At 72.9% G+C, this 15,123-nt stretch carries 15 protein-coding genes and 1 riboswitch; of the genes, 11 read left to right on the top strand and 4 right to left on the bottom strand.

The genetic code is table 11. The annotated features are described in order from the left end of the window. The coding region (locus AB0K37_RS33095; protein WP_363987690.1) for a DUF6350 family protein at positions 1–1,303 on the top strand (1,303 nt) is incomplete at its 5' end. A gap of 40 nt (positions 1,304–1,343) precedes the next feature. Here AB0K37_RS33095 and AB0K37_RS33090 read toward each other — a convergent pair. Next, a complete protein-coding gene (locus AB0K37_RS33090) occupies positions 1,344–1,817 on the bottom strand; it encodes a DUF4190 domain-containing protein (protein ID WP_363987689.1) in 474 nt (157 codons plus the stop codon). Positions 1,818–1,990: 173 nt separating this feature from the next. Here AB0K37_RS33090 and purN point away from each other — a divergent pair, with 173 nt between their 5' ends. From purN to AB0K37_RS33070, 4 genes are all read left to right on the top strand, one after another. After that, complete coding sequence (gene purN, locus AB0K37_RS33085) at positions 1,991–2,722, top strand: phosphoribosylglycinamide formyltransferase (RefSeq protein WP_363987687.1); 732 nt, start codon at positions 1,991–1,993, stop codon at positions 2,720–2,722. After that, positions 2,703–4,268 carry a bifunctional phosphoribosylaminoimidazolecarboxamide formyltransferase/IMP cyclohydrolase gene (gene purH / locus AB0K37_RS33080; protein WP_363987686.1) on the top strand — a complete coding sequence of 522 codons (1,566 nt, stop codon included), beginning with the start codon at positions 2,703–2,705 and terminating at the stop codon, positions 4,266–4,268. The genes purN and purH overlap by 20 nt, the downstream gene beginning before the upstream one ends. 321 nt (positions 4,269–4,589) lie before the next feature. Continuing rightward, entirely contained in the window at positions 4,590–5,216 is a 627-nt protein-coding gene (locus AB0K37_RS33075; protein WP_363987684.1) for a GAP family protein, read from the top strand. A 152-nt stretch (positions 5,217–5,368) separates the two neighbouring features. Further along, a complete protein-coding gene (locus AB0K37_RS33070) occupies positions 5,369–5,545 on the top strand; it encodes a hypothetical protein (RefSeq protein WP_179837580.1) in 177 nt (58 codons plus the stop codon). A 19-nt stretch (positions 5,546–5,564) separates the two neighbouring features. Here the strand turns inward: AB0K37_RS33070 and AB0K37_RS33065 are convergent, their stop codons facing one another. Continuing rightward, positions 5,565–6,158 carry a GNAT family protein gene (locus AB0K37_RS33065; protein ID WP_363987682.1) on the bottom strand — a complete coding sequence of 198 codons (594 nt, stop codon included), beginning with the start codon at positions 6,156–6,158 and terminating at the stop codon, positions 5,565–5,567. A gap of 124 nt (positions 6,159–6,282) precedes the next feature. Further along, positions 6,283–6,368, top strand: a riboswitch (ZMP/ZTP riboswitch). Between the two features lie 62 nt (positions 6,369–6,430). Here AB0K37_RS33065 and AB0K37_RS33060 point away from each other — a divergent pair. After that, positions 6,431–7,291, top strand: coding sequence for a bifunctional methylenetetrahydrofolate dehydrogenase/methenyltetrahydrofolate cyclohydrolase (locus AB0K37_RS33060; protein ID WP_363987681.1), 861 nt, complete (start codon positions 6,431–6,433; stop codon positions 7,289–7,291). A gap of 191 nt (positions 7,292–7,482) precedes the next feature. Here the strand turns inward: AB0K37_RS33060 and AB0K37_RS33055 are convergent, their stop codons facing one another. Then, the gene (locus AB0K37_RS33055; protein ID WP_345176679.1) at positions 7,483–8,214 is read right to left on the bottom strand and encodes an FHA domain-containing protein; all 732 of its coding nucleotides are present in this window, start codon (positions 8,212–8,214) and stop codon (positions 7,483–7,485) included. A 293-nt stretch (positions 8,215–8,507) separates the two neighbouring features. On the opposite strand from AB0K37_RS33055, the gene AB0K37_RS33050 reads away from it, so the two are divergent. From AB0K37_RS33050 to AB0K37_RS33040, 3 genes are all read left to right on the top strand, one after another. Continuing rightward, positions 8,508–8,948: a DUF3017 domain-containing protein gene (locus AB0K37_RS33050; protein WP_363987679.1), complete on the top strand. Its 441-nt coding sequence runs from the start codon at positions 8,508–8,510 to the stop codon at positions 8,946–8,948. A gap of 138 nt (positions 8,949–9,086) precedes the next feature. After that, on the top strand, positions 9,087–10,304 hold the full coding sequence (locus tag AB0K37_RS33045; RefSeq protein ID WP_363987677.1) for an NADP-dependent isocitrate dehydrogenase: 1,218 nt from the start codon (positions 9,087–9,089) through the stop codon (positions 10,302–10,304). Positions 10,305–10,571: 267 nt separating this feature from the next. Further along, positions 10,572–11,561, top strand: a complete 990-nt coding sequence (locus tag AB0K37_RS33040) for a malate dehydrogenase (RefSeq protein WP_363987675.1) — start codon at positions 10,572–10,574, stop codon at positions 11,559–11,561. Positions 11,562–11,738: 177 nt separating this feature from the next. Here the strand turns inward: AB0K37_RS33040 and AB0K37_RS33035 are convergent, their stop codons facing one another. After that, positions 11,739–12,326 (bottom strand): hypothetical protein, encoded by a 588-nt coding sequence (locus AB0K37_RS33035; protein WP_363987673.1) that lies wholly within the window; start codon positions 12,324–12,326, stop codon positions 11,739–11,741. Positions 12,327–12,441: 115 nt separating this feature from the next. Here AB0K37_RS33035 and AB0K37_RS33030 point away from each other — a divergent pair, with 115 nt between their 5' ends. Both AB0K37_RS33030 and AB0K37_RS33025 read left to right on the top strand, forming a co-directional pair. Further along, positions 12,442–14,217 carry an HSP90 family protein gene (locus AB0K37_RS33030; RefSeq protein ID WP_363987671.1) on the top strand — a complete coding sequence of 592 codons (1,776 nt, stop codon included), beginning with the start codon at positions 12,442–12,444 and terminating at the stop codon, positions 14,215–14,217. Next, positions 14,204–15,123, top strand: a 920-nt coding sequence (locus AB0K37_RS33025; RefSeq protein WP_363987669.1) for a hypothetical protein, incomplete at its 3' end; no start/stop codon positions are given. The genes AB0K37_RS33030 and AB0K37_RS33025, both read left to right, overlap by 14 nt.

Raw genomic sequence — 15,123 nt, 5'->3', positions numbered from 1 at the left:
GTCGGCGTGGCAGGCGCTCGTCGGCTGCTTCCTCGTCGCCGCCGTCGCGGGCGGGCTCGGGGCGGCGCGGGCGGTCGTGGCGGCGGAGGCCCGCGGGCGGCGGGTCCGGTCCGGGCTGGGCGCGCTGCTGCGGCTGCTGCCCGAGCGGCCGCGCTCCCTGGTGATCGGCGTGGCGGGGTCGCTGAGCGTGCTGCTCGCGTCCGGCGCGCTGCTCGTCGGCGGGTCCCTCGCCACGCACCTGTCGGACGCCGGCGACCTCTACGACATGCTCGCCCCCGGCGCCGTCGGCGGTGTCCTGCTGCTGCTGGTCGAGCTGGCGTTCCTGCCGAACGCGGCGATCTGGGGCATGGCGTACGCGGTCGGGCCGGGCTTCTCCGTCGGCGCCGGGACGAGCGTCTCCCCGACCGGGGTGTTCCTGGACGCCGTGCCCGCGTTCCCGCCGCTCGCGGCCCTTCCCCAGCCGGGCCCGGCTCCCGCGATCTCACTGCTGGCGCTGGCCGCGCCCTTCGTCGCCGGCGCGGTGGGCGGCGTCCTGACGATCCGGTCCCTGCCGAGCCCGGTGTCGGAGGGCGCTCCGCTGTGGGGTTTCGTGTCCGGCGCCCTGACCGGGGCCGTCGCGGCTCTCCTGAGCGCGCTGGCGGGAGGGCCGCTGGGCGGCGGACGGATGGCGACCGTGGGCCCGTCCGCGTGGCAGGTGGGGCTGCTGGCGGCCCTGGAGGTGGGGATCTCGGCGGCGATCGCGGCCTGGGTGGCGAACTGGATGGTGCTGCGGCGTCCGGCGCGCGCCCCGTCCAAGAAGCGGGCGGCCAAGAAGGCCTCTGCCGCGAAGGCTTCCTCCAAGAGGAAGGCGGCGAAGAAGCCCGGCAAGCCGAAGAAGCCGGTGCGGGCCGTTCCGGAGCCCGCCGTGCCGTTGTCGGCGCCCGTCCCCGGGGATGACGACCTGCGCCTGGAGGGCCCGCCCAAGCCGGCGCCGAAGGCCCCGCACGCCCCGGACCCGCTGGAGTTCGAGGAGGCCGAGCCCGTCCTCGCGCCCCGGCGGCCCCGCCGCCGGACGGACCCGGCGCCCGACCCGGCCGAGGACGAGCCCCAGCCGCCGAGCGACGGCACGGTCGTCGTCGAGGGACACCTGGAGCCCGAGGAGCCCGGCGGGCACCACGAGCCCGGCGTGCGCGACGAGCCCGGCGAGCGGGAGCCCGCGGAGGAGCGGCGTCCCGTCCCGCCGCCCCGCGAGGACTCGGGACGCACCGAGAACCGGGGCGGCGCCATCTACGTCCTCCGCGACGACCCCGACCAGGACGCCTAGACCGGCCCGCCCCGACCTGCGGCGGGGGCGGAACGCTGGGTCAGAGCAGGTCGCCGTACTTGTCCATGCTGCCGGCGGGCAGGTCGAGCTTCTTCTCGATCTTCGGGTAGTACTCGGCGCGGCACGCCTGCTTGTCGGTGGTGGTGTTGGACGCGCTGACGCAGCTCTGGTAGCCGCTCAGCTCCGTCCACAGGAACGCCGTCAGGGAGACCGACAGCAGCGAGAACACCAGCCCGATCGACCCGAGCACGATGCCGGGGACGGCGCCGGGGGCGGCGTCGTGCGTTCGGCGGGCGCTGCGGCGGGCCTTGACGCCGACGACGAGCGCGGCGATGCCGAGCACCAGGCCGAGCGGGTAGAAGAAGAACGCGGTCAGCAGGGCGATGCCGCCGAGCCACAGTGCACGCCAGCCGGTGCCTCGCCCGCCCTGGCGCGGTCCCGCGGGCGGCTCTCCCGCCGGCCGCCCGTCGGGGCGGTCATCGGGCTGGGCCGGACGGTCCGGCTGGTCGCTCACGTTCTTCTCCTCCTGGGGCGTGCGCATCTCGGTTCCATGCGGGGTGTACGTACGGTCTGTGTTCGTGCGGGCTCTGGTCGGGGCGGGCTTCCGGTTCGGGCGGTCTGGGGTGAGGCCGCGCCGAGGTCGCCCGATAGGCTTCGTGTCGTCCCAGCAACGTCCACCGGGGAGAAATGGTGTCCGCCCGGCTCGTCGTCCTCGTCTCCGGCGCGGGGACCAACCTACAAGCGCTGCTCGACGCGTGCGCGGATCCAGCCTACGGGGCGAAAGTGGTGGCCGTGGGGGCGGACCGCCCCGATATCGGCGGAACCGAGCGCGCCGAACGGGCGGGATTGCCGACTTTCACCCTCTGCATACCGGATTTCCCGTCCCGGGACGACTGGGACGCGGCGCTCGCCGAGACGGTCGCCGAGCACGAGCCCGACCTCGTGGTGTCCGCCGGCTTCATGAAGATCCTCGGCCCGCGGTTCCTGGCGCGCTTCGGCGGCCGGACGGTCAACACCCACCCCGCGCTGCTGCCGTCCTTCCCCGGCGCGCACGCCGTACGGGACGCCCTGGCGTACGGGGTGAAGGTCACGGGCTGTACGGTTCACTTCGTCGACGAAGGCGTGGACACCGGACCCGTCATCGCCCAGGAGACCGTCCCCGTGGGCTGGCATGACGACGAAGACTCCCTGCACGAGCGGATCAAGCAGGTGGAGCGCCGGCTCCTGGTCGACGTCGTCGGACGGCTGGCCCGCGACGGGTGGACCGTGCGCGGCCGACGGGTCTCGATGAAGTGCCGGACCTGCGCGGACTCGCCCGGCGGCGAGGCCTCCGCCACCGGTCCGTCTGACAGCGGTTCGTCCGACAGGGGTTCGTCCGATCAAGAGGGGAGCTCGACCGGTGAGTCGGGTGGCGATTAAGCGCGCGCTGATCAGCGTGTACGACAAGTCCGGGCTGGAGGATCTGGCCCGCGGCCTGCACGAGGCGGGAGTGGAGATCGTCTCGACCGGGTCGACGGCGGGCCGGATCTCCGCCGCCGGCGTCCCGGTGATGAGGGTGGAGAAGCTCACCGGGTTCCCCGAGTGCCTGGACGGACGGGTCAAGACCCTGCACCCGAAGGTGCACGCGGGCCTGCTCGCCGACCGGCGCAAGGAGGACCACCTCCAGCAGCTCGACGACCTGGCCGTCGAGCCGTTCGACCTCGTGGTCGCGAACCTGTACCCGTTCGCCGACACGGTGGACTCGGGCGCGACGCCGGACGAGTGCGTCGAGCAGATCGACATCGGCGGGCCCACGATGGTCCGCGCCGCCGCGAAGAACCACGCGAGCGTCTCCGTCGTGGTGGACCCGTCCGCCTACGGGACGGTCCTGGACGCCGTGAACGCCGGCGGTTTCACCCTGGAGGAGCGCCGCCGCCTGGCCGCGCGGGCGTTCGCGCACACCGCGTCCTACGACGTGGCCGTCGCCTCCTGGTTCGCCGGCGACTACGCGCCCGACGAGACCGCCGCCGAGACGCGGTGGCCCGACTTCCTCGGCGCCACCTGGGAGCGCTCGAACACCCTGCGGTACGGCGAGAACCCGCACCAGCGGGCCGCCCTGTACCGCTCGCCGGGCGAGAGCGGCCTGGCCGGGGCCGAGCAGCTCTACGGCAAGGAGATGTCCTACAACAACTACGTCGACACCGACGCCGCGCGCCGCGCCGCCTACGACTTCACCGAGCCGTGCGTCGCGATCATCAAGCACGCCAACCCGTGCGGCATCGCGGTCGGCGCGGACATCGCCGAGGCGCACCGCAGGGCGCACGCCTGCGACCCGGTGTCGGCGTACGGCGGTGTGATCGCGGCGAACCGGCCGGTCACCGCCGAGATGGCCCGCCAGGTCACCGAGAGCTTCGCCGAGGTGCTGGTCGCCCCGTCCTTCGAGGACGAGGCCGTGACCGTCCTGAAGGACCGCTTCAAGAACATCCGCCTGCTGGTCTGCCCGGACGCCCCGGCGGGCGGCGTCGAGTACCGGCGCGTCGACGGCGGCGTGCTGCTGCAGGACGTGGACCGCGTGGACGCCGGCGGCGACGACCCGTCCTCCTGGGAGCTCAAGACCGGCGCCGCCGCGGACGAGGCGACGCTGCGCGACCTGGCGTTCGCGTGGCGGGCGATCCGCTCGGTGAAGTCGAACGCGATCCTGCTGGCCGCGGACGGCGCCACCGTCGGCGTCGGCATGGGCCAGGTCAACCGGGTCGACTCCGCCAAGCTCGCCGTCGCGCGGGCCGGGCGGGAGCGGGCCGCGGCGTCGGTGGGCGCGTCCGACGCGTTCTTCCCGTTCCCGGACGGCCTGGAGGTGCTGGCCGAGGCGGGCGTCCGCGCGATCGTCGAGCCCGGCGGGTCCGTCAACGACGACAAGGTGATCGCCGCGGCGGAGAAGGCCGGCATCACCCTCTACTTCACCGGCGTCCGGCACTTCTTCCACTGAGGGTTCGCGAGCACTGAGGGTTCGGAAGCACTGAGGGTTCGCGAGGCACGCCGTCCTGCCAGGCGCGCCGGCGGGGAACGTCCCGCCGGCGCGCCTGGACGCTTCTCGGCCCGCGCCACCGCGGAAATCACGTCCGCGCTTCCCAGCGGCGGGTCAGTCGCGTTCCTGGCGCGGGCCATCGGGCGCACCTCGGGGCAGAAGAAAGGATCAGCTCCCGGTCAAGAACGCGTCGACCGGCGGATCGAGCCCCGATCGCTCCTCTAGCGTGAGCCCTGACGAGGGGCGTCTCCCGTGCGGCGGGAGTCACGGCGGGGAGGGGCCATGAGCTTTCAGGTGCTCCCGCTGGCCATCACGATGATGGCGGGGCCCCAGATCATGTCGGCGATCATCCTGGTGACGACCCCGAGGCCCGTGCGGGTCTCCCTGGCGTTCCTGGCGGGCGTGGCGATCTCGGCGAGCGCGGGGGTCGCCGCCGCGTGGGGCATCTTCGCGCTGGTGGGCAACAGCGTGGAGATCGGCAAGCCGTCCGACGACAGCTCGGTCGGCAAGATCGTCCAGTACGTGCTGATCGCGCTGCTGCTGGTCGCCATCATGCGCAACTACGTGAAGCGGGCCACGATCGAACCGCCCAAGTGGCTCGGCTCGCTGATGAACGCCGGGCCGGGCCGGGCGTTCAGGACCGGGCTGCTGCTGATCATTCTGATGCCCTCCGACATCATCGTGATGCTCACGGTGGGGGCCAACCTGGAGCAGCACCACGAGGGCGTGGCGCCGGCCGCCGCCTTCGTCGGGGCCACCCTCCTGGTCGCGGCGCTGCCGCTGCTCGCCGTGCTGCTGTTCCACCGGCGCGCCGAACGCGCCATGCCCCGCGCGCGGGAGTGGATGACGGACAACAGCTGGATGGTCAACATCATCTGCTGCCTGATCTTCATCGCGATCATCCACTGACGGCGGCCCGCGCGGCCCGCGCGGCCCGCCCTCGCGCGACCCGTTCTCCGCCACGGGTCCACACACGGCCGCCGGGCGGGTAGCCTCAGGCTGCCGCGCCCCCCTGTGACCCTCCCTTGACCTCGGCGCGGGCGTTCCGTGGTGGAGGCAGGATGAATCTGCTGATGTCCCTCATGCTCGGCGTCGTCTACCAGGCCGACTTGCTGCTGATGGAGTCCCGGCAGGTGATCGGGCTGGTCGCCGCGTTCCTGGCCGCGGTGCTCGCCGCCCAGCTCGGCTGGCACGGCACCGACCGCCTCATCGGCTGGCGCCAGCGCTCCGAGGACTGAGCGCCCCGCCGACCGGCCGTCAGCGCAGCCTCGCGCGCAGTGCGCGCTCGGCGGCGGGCCAGTCGTCGTCCGTCATCGCGTAGACGGCGGTGTCGCGGATCGAGCCGTCCGCGCGGATCCGGTGCTTCCGGTGGACGCCCTCGAACGCCGCCCCGAGCCGCTCGATCGCCGCGCGCGACCGCTCGTTGCGGACGTGCGTGTGCCAGCCGACCCGGATCGCCCCCAGGTCGCCGAACGCGCGCCCCATGAGCAGCAGCTTCGCCTCGGTGTTGAGGCCCGTCCGGTGCCACCGCGCCCCGATCCACGTGTGGCCGATGCACAGGCCGCGGTCGGTCGGTGAGATCTCGTAGTACGACGTCGTCCCGGCGACCTCCCCGGTCACCGCGTCGATCTGGACCCAGGGCAGGCGCATCCCGCGCTCGCAGGCCGCCAGTGCCTGGTCGACCTGCGCGCGCATGTCCGCGACGCTCTCCGGCCGGCGCTGGCTCATCCACGTCCACAGGTCCGGGTCCTTGGACGCCTCGAACAGCCCCGCGGCGTGCTCGGCGGACAGCGGCTCCAGCCGCACGTATCGCCCGGTCAGGACGGGCCGCTCGAACCATTCCTCGTTCATGCGGAGCACGCTAGGACCTCGGGGGCGGCCTCAGGCAGAGCCACTCGGCGCCCTTTTCCGCAAGCCACTCGCGGGCCCCCTCCACGAAGCGCGGGGGCCGCCGCCTCCAGGCGGCCGGTTAGCATGGGGCCTACGCGACTGGCGCGGTCAAGGTGGATCACCACCGGGGAGCGAACGACAGTCCGGACACCGCGCGCCTGGGTGGACGGGACCCTTCCGGCCGGGCTGTGCGCCCGGGGCCCGGTCCCGCCGAGATCCACGCGGAGGAACGCATGACGGCACAGATTCTGGACGGCAAGGCCACGGCCGCCGAGATCCGCTCGAACCTCAAGGTCCGCGTCGAGGCGCTGCGCGACCGCGGCGTCTCCGTCGGGCTCGGCACCGTCCTGGTCGGCGACGACCCCGGCAGCCACTCGTACGTGAACATGAAGCACCGCGACTGCGCCGAGGTCGGCATCGAGAGCATCCGCCGCGACCTGCCCGCCACCGCCTCGCAGGACGAGGTGGAGCGCGCCGTCGCCGAGCTGAACGCCGACCCCGCCTGCACCGGCTACATCGTCCAGCTGCCGCTGCCGAAGGGCCTGGACGAGCAGCGCGTGCTGGAGCGCATCGACCCGGCCAAGGACGCCGACGGCCTGCACCCGGTCAACCTCGGCCGGCTCGTCCTGATGCAGCCGGGCCCGCTGCCGTGCACGCCGAAGGGCATCGTCGAGCTGCTGCGCCGCTTCGACGTCACGCTGAAGGGGGCCGAGGTCACCGTCGTCGGCCGCGGCATCACCGTCGGCCGCTCCCTCGGCCTGCTGCTGACCCGCCGCACTGAGAACGCGACCGTCACCCTCTGCCACACCGCCACCCGCGACCTCGCCGAGCACACCCGCAAGGCCGACATCGTCGTGGCCGCGGCCGGGGTGCCCGGCCTCATCACCGCCGACATGGTCAAGCCCGGCGCCGCCGTCCTCGACGTGGGCGTGTCCCGCGTGGACGGCAAGCTCGCCGGGGACGTCGCCGCCGACGTCCGCGACGTCGCCGGCTGGGTCGCGCCCAACCCCGGCGGCGTCGGCCCGATGACCCGCGCCATGCTCCTCGCGAACGTCGTCGAGGCCGCCGAGCAGGCCGTCGAGCAAGCCGTCTGACCGGACAGGCCTGGCCGAGCCGGCCGGGCACCGTCCGCCGATACGCGCGCTGCGGGGGCCGCCACCAGCACCGAGGTGGCGGCCCCCGCCGGCGTGTCCCTGGGCCGCCCCGTCACCTACGCGGCCGCATCGGGGGCTGAGCGATCGCCCTCCGGTTGCGCTGCCGGGAGAGGGCGACCGCGGGTCTCACATCAGCTGGCCCTCCGTCCCGCGGCCGTGCTGTGCGCCGGACGGCCCGGGCCGTGGGCGTGACCGGTGGCGCCCGGCCGGCGCGTCTCGGTGGTGCCGCGCACCCCGGGGACGCGCCCGTCCATCGGCGGACGGCCCTGCTGGGGCACGTGCACCGGCGGCAGCGGGCGGACGAGGCCCATCGCGATGACCTCGTTGGCGAGCCGAGTGCGCCGGTTGGCGCCTTCGGGGATCCGGAACTTCTGGTAGAGGCGCAGCAGGTGCTGCTTGACCGCGGCCTCCGTGACGACCAGCTCGCCGGCGATGTCGCGCGCCGTGGCCGGGGCCACGAACGCCTCGTCGGACAGCGCGGGCCGGCACAGCGAGGTCAGCACGTCGACCTCCCGGCGGGTGAGCTCGGGCGCGACGGCGCGCCGCAGTTCGACGTCCGGGTCGACCTCCTCACGGGGGATGCCCCCCAACCGGCAGCGCGCCGTGCCGAAGCTCACGACGTCACCGTCCTCCAGCACACGGCGGGCGATCGGCCGGCCGTTGACGCGCGTCCCGTTGCGGGACAGGCCCATGTCCACCACGTAGACGTACGGGCCACGTCGGACGATCTCTGCGTGCAAACGGGACACAGACGGGTCGTCGAGGCGGATGTCCACTCCTCTCCCTCTCCCGACCGTCGTCACGTCGGGGCGCAGCGGCACCACCAGCCCGCTGTCCTCGATCCGCATGAACGGCCCCTCCACGGCAGTCCTCCCAGCTAGTTAGCGACCCCTGTCTGCCGGGTTACCCGGGTGCCATGCCGTCACACCCTCCTACTGGCGAGTAGGACCGATGGCGCAGGGGATTCCGGGCTCTCGGCCATCACCTTGAGCACATAGGTCCCATCCGCATTTCGGCGGCGGGCGACAAACCGGACTCTTCCCCCGCCGCCTCGCTTGCGTCTCCGCCCCGACTCATTCGCGTCCCCCCGCGGACCGCTCCCGCCGGAGGGTGCGCGATGTCGTGCCGGCGCTCGATTGCCTATACCGTGAGGGCCATGAGCACCCAGGTGCACCGGCGCAGGCGCAAGGCGCCGCGTCGGAGGAGCGCCGCCCCGCACTGGCTCGCGCGGCTGCCGTACCTCCTCGTGCTCAGCGGCGTCGGCGCGGGGCTCACGCTGTGCGCCTTCAACTACTTCCGCAAGGGCTCGGGCCTGATGGCCGCCGCGCTGCTCATCGGCGCGCTGGCCCGGCTGCTGCTACCCGAGTCGCAGCTCGGCCCGCTCGCCGTCCGGAGCCGGTCGGTCGACTGCTGGACGCTCGTGATCCTCGGCGAGATGGTCGCGTTCGTGTCGCTGAGCGTCCCGCCGATGAACAAGACCGGGCTCGTCCTCGCCGGCGCGTTCGGCGTGCTGATCGCGTTCACGATGCTGGTGCGCGGGGTGCGGCTGATCCTCGCCGGGCGCTCCTCCCGGACGGCGCAGGAGCCGCCCGGCTAGCGCGTCGCCGCAGGTCAGGCCGGAGGCGGCGGGTCCCAGGGCAAGGCCAGGTCTAGACCTCATGACCGCCTCGGCTAGCCTTGCCAGTTGAGCCTTACAAGGACTGCTGGCCAGGTGTAGGAAAGGGACAGCAACAGCATGCCCAAGATCAAAGTAGCGGGCCCGGTCGTCGAACTCGACGGCGACGAAATGACGCGGATCATCTGGAAATTCATCAAGGACCAGTTGATCCTGCCCTACCTCGATGTGGACCTGAAGTACTACGACCTGGGGATCGAGCACCGTGACGCCACGGACGACCAGGTCACCGTCGACGCCGCCAAGGCCATCCTGGAGCACGGCGTCGGTGTGAAGTGCGCGACCATCACCCCCGACGAGGCGCGCGTCGAGGAGTTCGGCCTGAAGAAGATGTGGCGGTCCCCGAACGGGACGATCCGCAACATCCTGGGCGGCGTGATCTTCCGTGAGCCGATCGTTGTCTCCAACATCCCGCGCCTGGTCCCCGGCTGGACGAAGCCGATCATCATCGGCCGCCACGCCCACGGCGACCAGTACAAGGCCACCGACTTCGTCGTGCCGGGCCCGGGCAAGGTGACGATCACCTACACCCCCGAGAACGGCGACGAGCCCATGGAGTTCGAGGTCGCCTCGTTCCCCGGCGGCGGCGTGGCCATGGGCATGTACAACTACGACGACTCGATCCGCGACTTCGCCCGGACGAGCATGCGGTACGCGCTGAGCCGCGAGATGCCGCTGTACATGTCGACGAAGAACACGATCCTCAAGGCCTACGACGGCCGGTTCAAGGACCTCTTCCAGGAGATCTACGAGACCGAGTTCAAGGCCGAGTTCGAGGCCAAGGGCCTCACCTACGAGCACCGCCTGATCGACGACATGGTCGCGGCGGCGCTCAAGTGGGAGGGCGGGTTCGTCTGGGCCGCCAAGAACTACGACGGCGACGTCCAGTCCGACACCCTCGCGCAGGGCTTCGGCTCCCTCGGCCTGATGACCTCCGTCCTCATGACCCCCGACGGCAGGACCGTCGAGGCGGAGGCCGCGCACGGCACGGTGACCCGGCACTACCGGCAGCACCAGCAGGGCAAGCCGACGTCGACCAACCCGATCGCGTCGATCTTCGCCTGGACGCGCGGGCTGGAGCACCGCGGCAAGCTCGACGGCCAGCCCGAGGTCATCGACTTCGCCCGCAAGCTGGAGCAGGTCTGCATCGAGACCGTCGAGAGCGGCCAGATGACCAAGGACCTGGCCCTGCTCGTCGGCGGGGAGACCCCGTGGCTGACCACGCAGGGCTTCCTGGAGGCGCTCGACACCAACCTCCAGAAGAAGATCGGCGGCTAGCGCGTCGCCGGTCGCTCCCCGCGCACGCGTGGGTGAAGGCCGTTCCGGATCCGTCCGGGACGGCCTTCCGCCTGTTCGGGACGGGGGGCATGCCGGGAAGCGCACCTGCGCGGTGGCGGGCGGGACGTGCGCGATAGCCTGGCACCGCAACTATCTCGACGGCGAGAGAACCCGCGCGACGGAGTGCGGGCGGGCGGCCTCTCGGGCGGTCGGGTTTCCCAAGGATGGCCGCCTGAGCCCCGTCAGGTCACAGCAGGAGAAGGACGCATGACTCGCACCCCAGTCACCGTTACCGTTACCGGCGCCGCGGGCCAGATCGGCTACGCGCTGCTGTTCCGCATCGCGTCCGGGCACCTGCTCGGCGCGGACGTGCCCGTACGCCTGCGCCTGCTGGAGATCCCGCAGGCGGTGAAGGCCGCGGAGGGCACCGCGATGGAACTGGACGACTGCGCGTTCCCGCTGCTGTCCGGCATCGACATCTTCGACGACGCCCGGCGGGCGTTCGAGGGGACGAACGTGGCGCTGCTGGTCGGCGCCCGCCCGCGCACGAAGGGCATGGAGCGCGGCGACCTGCTGGAGGCCAACGGCGGCATCTTCAAGCCGCAGGGCGAGGCGATCAACGCCGGCGCCGCCGACGACGTCAAGGTCCTGGTGGTCGGCAACCCGGCGAACACCAACGCGCTGATCGCGCAGCAGCACGCGCCGGACGTCCCGGCCGCGCGGTTCACCGCGATGACGCGCCTGGACCACAACCGCGCCCTCGCGCAGCTGTCGAAGAAGACGGGCGCCTCGGTCTCCGACATCCGCAGGATGACGATCTGGGGCAACCACTCCGCCACGCAGTACCCGGACCTGTTCCACGCCGAGATCGCCGGCAGGAACGCCGCCGAGACCGTGAACGACCAGGACTGGCTGGAGAACGACTTCATCCCGACCGTCGCCAAGCGCGGCGCCGCGATCATCGAGGCGCGGGGCGCGTCGTCGGCGGCGTCGGCCGCGTCCGCCGCGATCGACCACGTGCACACCTGGGTGAACGGCACCGCCGACGGCGACTGGACGTCCATGGCGGTCGTGTCGGACGGCTCCTACGGCGTCCCCGAGGGCCTGATCTCCTCCTTCCCGGTCACCACCGCGGACGGCGAGTGGGAGATCGTCCAGGGCCTGGAGATCGACGACTTCTCCCGCGCCCGGATCGACGCGTCCGTCGCGGAGCTGTCGGAGGAGCGCGAGGCGGTCCGCAAGCTCGGCCTCATCTGACCCGAGCGCGGCATCTGACCTGAACGCGACGAGCCCCGGACCCCCGCGGTCCGGGGCTCGTCACATGCGCCCGGCCCAAGCCGGACTGCGGGGGTAGGCCCCGACCGCGTCGGCCCGGCGCGCGGACTCCCGCGGGACGCCGTCACCGGGAACGCGCGCCGGGAGGCAGGAACCCGTTCATCTGCGCTTGGGCGGGCTGCCGAGGGCCGTCGAGAAGAGGAGGACGAGAGCCGCGGTCAACGCCACCTGGATCTCCCCGGTCGTGGGCAAGTCCGTCTTGGGGCCACCGATCGGAGCGATGCGCCCCCGCGGGTCGAGGACGACGGGGATGGTGTCGCCCTGTTCGTGGCCTTCGCAGTTCGACGCGTACTCGCGGGGGATCGGGGTGCCGTCGGTGCGGCGGAGGGTGCAGTGGTGCTGCGTCCTGCCCTTGCGGTCGTGCGTCGTCCAGGTCTCCGCCACGACCGCGTCGGCGTCGGTGCCGGCCAGCGTCATCGTGATGTCGCGCGCGGCGATGACGCCGACGCCGTAGAGGACGAGCAAGGCCAGGGCGCCGAGGGACAGCGGCACGTTCTTGAAACGCAGCGGTCGCCGCGTGTCGTACAGAAGCCCCAGCGCGACCACCGAGCAGATGAAGCCCGCGATGGTGAGGAGAACCGCGGCGAGCTCGCTCCACCACACGTAGGCGGCGGAGGCCGCCGCCAGGCCGAGGGCGCAGACGGCGAGGGTTCGGATTCCGCGCCACAGAGCGGGGAGCGCGGCCATGCGTCCTCCACGGATAGGTCCGACCACGCACGGTACCGGTCGCAAAATATCCGGAGACGTCGGTATCGGTCGCTAGGGTGTGATCGCTCGGAAAGTGATCGGGGGAGGCGGGGCGGTGGCCGAACAGGCGTTCCAGGTGGACCTGCGGGGCGTGGTGGATCTGCTGAGCCGCCACCTCTACGCGAGTCCGCGTGTCTACCTGCGGGAACTGCTGCAGAACGCGGTGGACGCGATCACCGCGCGCGGCGCCGGCGGGCGCGTCGAGATCGAGACGGGCGGCGGCGTGCTGCGCGTCCACGACGACGGCGTCGGCCTGACCGAGGACGAGGTGCACACGCTGCTGGCGACGATCGGGCGGTCGTCCAAGCGGGACGAACTGGGCTTCGCGCGGCACGACTTCCTCGGCCAGTTCGGGATCGGGCTGCTGTCGGCGTTCCTCGTCGCGGACGAGATCGAGGTCGTGACGCGGTCCGCGCGCGGCGGCGGCGCCGTCCGGTGGACGGGACGGTCCGAGGGCAGCTACCGGGTCGAGCCGGGCGAGCGCGACGAGCCGGGCACGACGGTGACGCTGCGGGCGCGGCCGGGCTCGGCGGAGCTGCTCAGCCCCCCGGTCGTCGCCGAGCTGGCCGCCACCTACGGGTCGCTCCTCCCGGTCGAGCTGGTCGTGGACGGCGTGGCCGTCACCGGCGACGGGCCGCCGTGGCGGGCGTCCTACCGCGATCCCGCCGACCGCAGGCGGGCGCTGGAGCGGTACTGCGAGGAGGTCTGCGGGTTCACCCCGTTCGACGTCGTGGACCTCGACGTGCCGGAGGCCGGGCTGACGGGCGTCGCGTTCGTCCTGCCCGAGCCGGTGTCGCCGTCCGCGCGCGCCGCGCACCGCGTCTACCTGAAGCGGATGCTGCTGGCCGAGAGCGTCGAGGGCCTGCTTCCCGACTGGGCGTTCTTCGCGCGCTGCGTCGTGGACGCGGGGGAGCTGCGGCCGACCGCGAGCCGCGAGGCCCTCTACGAGGACGAGCTGCTCGAATCGACGCGGCACGGCCTCGGGGAGGTGCTGCGGCAGTGGCTGGTGAAGCTCGCCGAGACCGACCCGGCGCGGCTGCGGGCCTTCCTGCGGCTGCACCAGCTCGGCGTCAAGGCGATGGCCCTGCACGACGACGACATGCTGCGGATCGTCGACCGGTGGCTGGAGTACGAGACGTCCTCCGGGCCGATGACCCTGCACGAGTTCCGCCGCCGCCATCCGGGCGGCCGGTTCACCGCGGACGTGGACGAGTTCCGGCGGCTCGCGGCGGTCGCGGGCGCCCAGGGCGTGGGCCTGGTCAACGGCGGCTACGTCCACGACACCGAGATCATCGAGCGGCTGCCGGACCTCGACCCGGACATCCGGCTCACGCGGCTGGACGCGGCCGAGCTGACCACCACGTTCGGCGTCCTCGACCCGGCGGCGGAGCTGGCGCTGCGGCCGTTCCTCGCGGCGGCGCAGCGGGCGGTGGAGCGGCTCGGCTGCGAGGTCGTCGTCCGCGACTTCGACCCCGCGTCGCTGCCCGCGCTGTACCTGACGAGCCGGGACGCGCAGTTCCGCCAGGAGCTGGCCCGCGCGCAGGAGGAGGCGGGCGAGCTGTGGGCGGACGTGCTCGGCGCGGTCGGCGCGACCACGAGCGCCGACCGCCCCCAGCTCGTGCTGAACTACCGCAATCCGCTGGCGCGGCGCGTCACCTCCCTCGGTGACGGCGGGCCGGTCGAGGCGGCAGTCCAGGCCCTGTACGGGCAGGCGCTCCTGCTCGGCCACCATCCGCTGCGGCCCGTCGACACGGCGGTCCTGAACCGTTCCTTCATCGGCCTGCTGGAGTGGGCCGTCCACTCCCCGGAGGGCCCCGTTGAGCATGGATGACGTCTACGCGCTGATGGCGCGGTCGCAGGAGCTGCCCTACGGGGAGGCCCGCACCGTCCTGATCGAGGACGCGCTGCGCCGCGCCGAGGCGGCCGGCGACGAGGTACTGGCGTTCCACGTGCGGGTCAGGCTGACCGACGCCTACCGGTACGGCGGCGAGCCCGTGAAGGCGTTCGCGACGTTCAGCCGCACGCTGGCCGACCACGACCGCGACCCCGCCCGGTTCGACGAGACGCACAGCCTGCTGTGGCAGATGAAGGCGGTGGTCAGCTCCCTGACCTCGTTCCCCGAGATCCCGCTGGACCGCGCCTACGCCGTCCTGGACGACATGGAGCGGCGCTACAAGGCGGGCGGGCACAGCCTCCAGGCGGTGTACCACTACCGCAACGTGGTGGCGCGGCACATCGGCGACGATTCGGCGCACGAGTGGTTCGTGAAGTGGCGTGCCGCCGAGCGGGACGAGCTGTCCGACTGCGAGGGCTGCGACCCGACCGGCATGGCCCGCCACCTGGTCGAGGCCGGACGGCACGAGGAGGCGTTCGAGATCGCCGCGCCGGTGCTGAGCGCGCGGCTGTCCTGCAACGAGCAGCCGCAGTCGATCCAGACGGCGCTGCTGCCGGTGTACCTGCGCATGGGCCGCCTGGAGGAGGCCGCCGCCGCGCACCGCCGCGCCTACCGGGTGCACCGGGCGCGCCTCGCCGACCTCGGCGACATCGGCGAGCACCTGGAGTTCTGCGCGGTCACGGGCAACGGGGCGCGCGGCCTGGAGATCCTGCAGCGGCACCTCGGCTGGCTCGACCGGGCCCCGAGCGCGCACGCCGACATGGAGTTCTCCGCCGCGGCGGCCCTCCTGCTGGGGGCGGTCGAGGCGGCCGGCCACGGGGCGGGCGCCGGCCGCCGGGCGGC

Origin of the sequence: Actinomadura sp. NPDC049753 (assembly GCF_040674655.1) — a bacterium.
Classification (GTDB): Bacteria; Actinomycetota; Actinomycetes; order Streptosporangiales; family Streptosporangiaceae; genus Spirillospora; species Spirillospora verrucosospora.
This window is presented reverse-complemented; position numbering and strand designations above follow the sequence as displayed.